5 protein-coding genes are annotated in these 4659 nt (G+C 35.7%); 2 read left to right on the forward strand and 3 right to left on the reverse strand.

Features of this window, described 5'->3' with window-relative positions; all coding sequences use genetic code 11:
* Positions 1-273: 273 nt before the first annotated feature.
* From Q0X59_RS06070 to Q0X59_RS06080, 3 genes are read right to left on the reverse strand one after another with little or no spacing between them, the layout of a single operon-like run.
* Positions 274-1038, reverse strand: coding sequence for an ABC transporter permease (locus Q0X59_RS06070; RefSeq protein ID WP_199172716.1), 765 nt, complete (start codon positions 1036-1038; stop codon positions 274-276).
* Between the two features lie 13 nt (positions 1039-1051).
* Positions 1052-1777, reverse strand: a complete 726-nt coding sequence (locus tag Q0X59_RS06075) for an ABC transporter permease (protein ID WP_103043185.1) — start codon at positions 1775-1777, stop codon at positions 1052-1054.
* Complete coding sequence (locus Q0X59_RS06080; RefSeq protein ID WP_075523783.1) at positions 1774-2538, reverse strand: ABC transporter ATP-binding protein; 765 nt, start codon at positions 2536-2538, stop codon at positions 1774-1776. Before Q0X59_RS06080 ends, Q0X59_RS06075 begins: the two co-directional genes overlap by 4 nt.
* A 139-nt stretch (positions 2539-2677) precedes the next feature.
* Here Q0X59_RS06080 and Q0X59_RS06085 point away from each other — a divergent pair, with 139 nt between their 5' ends.
* Entirely contained in the window at positions 2678-3379 is a 702-nt protein-coding gene (locus Q0X59_RS06085) for a response regulator transcription factor (RefSeq protein WP_297643917.1), read from the forward strand.
* 6 nt (positions 3380-3385) lie between these two features.
* Positions 3386-4659 (forward strand): HAMP domain-containing sensor histidine kinase (locus tag Q0X59_RS06090; protein WP_297643919.1); only part of this gene is annotated, 1274 nt, incomplete at its 3' end.

Raw genomic sequence — 4659 nt, forward strand, 5'->3', positions numbered from 1 at the left:
GCATCCATTTTGTTTTCTTCTGGATCCTGCAATTGTTGTAGTAATCTATATATTCACTTTCCAATTTGAATTTAAAACTATAGCGCAATACCCTCCTTACTGGTTTTGTCCAGTAAAGAGGGTGCATATCAATTTAGACAAGGGTGTGTGTTTGTTTTACTGATTTCTTATCTTATTAAACAAAGCGCGCAAACAAACAGTGTTGTGTTAGACGTGTTTTTAGGTTCGCATCTGCATTTGTTATTTCGCTGCACTATTATTTAGGATTCCTTGTTATCTCATCTCTTTTTTACCAAATTGTGTTATTGCAATCAAAAATACAAACACAGATATTGCAATTGCACATGGCAAAAATGGTATAAGATTAAATCCGTTTCCTAATCCTGTTGATGTAACTGCATGTAGAGAGCGGGAAACCATATATCCGCTGTAACAATAAGGATAAACTATCCAAAGTGGAGTATTTGCTATTAATACGCCAGGAATTACAAGAAGTATATTTAATCCGATGGATAACATTGACTTTTCAAAAAGCACAGTAATCGCCCACATGACTATTACGCTTGGAATCATAGTCAAAAACAGATTTAAACACCATTTTAGTAGATACATAATTGGGAGCGTTTCTGTAACTCCTGTGCTACTGGTTGCAAACAATCCTGCTATAACGAATACAGCAAAAAATACGACCATTTCCATAAGCAAATAAAATAGCAGTACGCAAAATTTTGCAGCAGAAATCGCGTATCTGCTAACAGGCAGTGCCAGCATTTTTAGTATTCCGTTATTGCTTGTTTCTCGTCCTGCAATCATCACGCAAATAACAATCATACTAAGTGGAAGCAGATAATATGAGTAGACTAATGCGCTTTGAATAAACATAGCAGCCCATGCGTGTGTATATTCTGGAGTGAAGTAGCTATGAAGGCTTGCTACACCAGATCCAACCACAAGTAATGGCGCAATAAAAATCAAAGGAATAATTTTACTACGCTTTACTTTCTTAAATTCGATTCTAAAAAGTTCAAAAAATCTCATTTTCATAATCTCCTTATTCATAGTGCAGGTTCTTAGCTGCCCACAATCCAGAACATAAAAACAGAAGTGTTTCAACTATGGATACGATTACGACCGTAGTATTAGGTTGCGCGCTCATGGCAACTGCTGGTTTTAGCATAACGATAAAAGGTGATGCCATAAAAAGCACAATGTCTGAAGAAGCCAATGCCATGCCGCTTAAAAATCCTGCTACACCAATTCCAAGCGTTACCCACATGTTTTCAAATCGTGATGATACAAAAATCATAAAGGACAATACAGGCATTGACGTAATAAATGAATATGCAGCAAAAGATATAAGAGTACTTACATTAAACGTGCCTTGTGGCAAATCTGTTACACCGATTTTTGCAAGTGCTAAATTTTGTATGCAAATAGCGATTAGTAATAGAACGGTCAGCAGCATAAATTTGCATAGGTACATAGCAGGAACGCTCATAGGCAGCATATGCATCTTTTTTACTGCATTTCCCTTAAATTCCAAGTTGTAGATAATGCATGCTGCGACTATTATGCCGAACATGTTTAACACCATAATCATGCCGTAAAGCTGTGTGAGAAGAATATCCATAGGAGCTAAAGGCAGGTTTAATAATGTATTTTTCCGTACAATAAAATTCACAAAAGCGTACGCTGCTCCCATAATTCCAATAGCAATCATAAGAGCTATAAAGCCAGTTCTCTTGCATTTTTTTAGTTCGATTACAAGCGTTTTCATAGTCTTGCACTCTGCTTCCTGATCTTATTGTCTTCATCAATCATGGATAGGAACATATCTTCCAAATTGTCGGAAGCAAAACCAGATTGTAATGCATGCTGTCGTAGTTCATCTAAACTACCTTCAAATAACAAGTGTCCGTGATTAAGTATTCCAATATCATCTGCAATAAGCTCAATTTCGGATAGCATATGAGAAGAAATAAGAATCGTGCAATCGTAAAGATCTGGCAGTGACTTAATCAGATTTCGGATTTCATGTATGCCAGATGGATCGAGTCCATTTGTTGGCTCATCTAAAATCAAAATAGGTGGTCTACCAAGCAATGCTCCAGCAAGACCAAGCCTTTGCTTCATGCCAAGCGAATATTTTTTTGCAAGACGGTCTGCAAACTCAGAAAGACCCACTAATTCTAATGCGTCATCAACTGCACTCTTAGGTAGTTCTAAAATGCGACGTATAATGTCAAGATTTTCTCTACCTGTTAGATTTGCATAGAAAGATGGTGATTCAATAAATGAGCCTATTTCTTTCAAAATAGGTATGCGGTCGGTAGGAAACTGCTTTCCATCGATTGTAAATACACCTTTTGTTGGAGATGTAAGCCCTAGGAGCATTTTCATTGTTGTAGATTTTCCAGCTCCATTTGGCCCAAGAAAGCCGTAAATGCTACCTTTGCGAATATGAAGTGAAACATCATTAACAGCAATAAATGACTTATATTTTTTTGTTAAATGTTCTGTTGTAACAATATTGTTCATGGCAATATCTCCTTTCAGGATTTATGATATTGCGTCAACCTTTCTACAACATTCTCTTCACCTTACATCTACCTTACATTTTTATGCGAGGTCAAAAAATGAATATTCACATGGCATAATATATGTTAGGGGGTTCTCAATGAATCGGAATGATTATTTATTGAACAAGCATCTGCTGCTTGTTGACGATGAGCAGGAACTTCTAGATATGGTTGTGTCTATATTAAACGAATACGGTTTTTATAATATAACGACTGCAAAAAGTATAAAAGATGCCGTAGGAGCAACACAAAAATTACGTCCAGAATTAGCAATCCTTGATGTTATGCTCCCCGACGGTAATGGGTTTGAGCTAATGAAGCAGATAAAACAATATAGTGATTGTCCTATTTTATTCCTTACTGCTTGCGGTGAAGATGAAGATAAGTTTAAGGGATTTGACTTAGGAGCAGACGATTATATTGTAAAGCCGTTTCTTCCAAAAGAGCTAACGTTTCGCATTATGGCAATTTTAAGACGAAGCTACAAGAGTGAAAATCCCATTGTTAAACTGAAGAATAGTCAGATTGATTTTTCTTCTGCCCAAGTAATAAAAAACAACGAACATATTCCGCTTACAGCCAAAGAATATGATTTACTTTCTGCACTTTATAGAAATGCTGGATGTATTGTAACAATTGACGCGCTATGTGAAGCTGCATGGGGAGCTAATCCTTTTGGATATGAAAATTCTTTAATGGCACATATACGTCGTATCAGAGAAAAAATAGAACTCAATCCATCGCAGCCTGTTTCTTTAATAACAGTTAAAGGCTTAGGATATAAGCTGATTGTGGAGTAAAGCAGAATGAAAAGCATACCAAAACTAATACAACGCTTTATAAGTATTTTTCTACTAAGCTCTGTGCTTATAGTATTAATGAATATTATTGCGTTTATTGTACTTATAGGAACTTACGCTCCCGATAAAGAGATGTCTCCTTATAGCATAGCAAAAGAGACGGGAGAAGCATTACAATTATCCGCAAGTGGGGATTATGTATTATCAAAAAATATGTCTTCCAAATTGACAAATTCTGGCGCATGGGCAATTTTGATTGATAATAATACGTTGAAAGTCGTATGGAAAACAGAAAATGTCCCTGCAGGTATTCCAAATAACTATACTTTGTCTGATATAGCTAATTTGAGCGTTGGTTACATTGATGGTTATCCAACTTACACTGGCAAAAATAAGGATGGAGTTGTTGTAGTCGGATTTCCGCACAACAGCTTTTGGAAACATACGCGACCAAGTTGGAACTACAGTTTAATCTCAAATTTTCCGCAGATTGTTTTAAGCGTATTATTTATCAACATTTTGCTGATTCTTGGAATTTATTTAATAGCTAATATAAAACTACTAAAATCAATTAATCCGATTACAAAAGGGATACAACGTTTATCTAGTGGAGAAAGCGTGCATATTCCAGAAACAGGAGCGCTTTCAGAAATTTCATCTAACATAAATTCTGCTTCCGATATTTTGCAAATACAAAAAGAACAATTGAGAAAAAGGGAGACTGCAAGAGCAAATTGGATAGCTGGGGTTTCGCATGATATTCGTACGCCGTTATCTATGGTTATGGGATATGCGGGACAGTTAGAAAATTCTCTCCATATTTCGCAAGAAGATCGTAAAAAAGCGACGATGATTATTAAGCAAAGTGCAAGAATGAAGAATTTGATTAATGACCTTAATCTGGCTTCAAAACTTGAATACAATATGCAACCAATTATGAAAAAAGAAGAAAATGTTGTTGCTGTTGTTAGGCAAGTTGTTGTGGATTTTATGAATATGGGTATGCAAGATGAGTTTTCGATTAAATGGGAAACGGACGCAGAATTGACTGTTTGCAATATTAATGTAGACAAAGATTTATTAAAACGAGCAATATCTAATCTTATTCAGAACAGCATATCTCATAATGAAAATGGGTGTACGATTTATGTATCCGTTGCTGCAAATAATGATAATTGTATTATTTGTGTTGAAGATAACGGTATAGGTGTTTCAGATGAAAAAATCGAAAAGCTTAATCATGCACCGCACTATATGATTTGCGATACAAGTACTGCAGA

The sequence above is a fragment of the uncultured Gardnerella sp. genome (assembly GCF_947280595.1).
Classification (GTDB): Bacteria; Actinomycetota; Actinomycetes; order Actinomycetales; family Bifidobacteriaceae; genus Bifidobacterium; species Bifidobacterium vaginale_A.

Coding starts and splice junctions, on each gene's coding strand:
- Q0X59_RS06070 (WP_199172716.1), bottom strand. CDS start 1,038: ATGAGATTTTTTGAACTTTTTAGAATCGAATTTAAGAAAGTAAAGCGT.
- Q0X59_RS06075 (WP_103043185.1), bottom strand. CDS start 1,777: ATGAAAACGCTTGTAATCGAACTAAAAAAATGCAAGAGAACTGGCTTT.
- Q0X59_RS06080 (WP_075523783.1), bottom strand. CDS start 2,538: ATGAACAATATTGTTACAACAGAACATTTAACAAAAAAATATAAGTCA.
- Q0X59_RS06085 (WP_297643917.1), top strand. CDS start 2,678: ATGAATCGGAATGATTATTTATTGAACAAGCATCTGCTGCTTGTTGAC.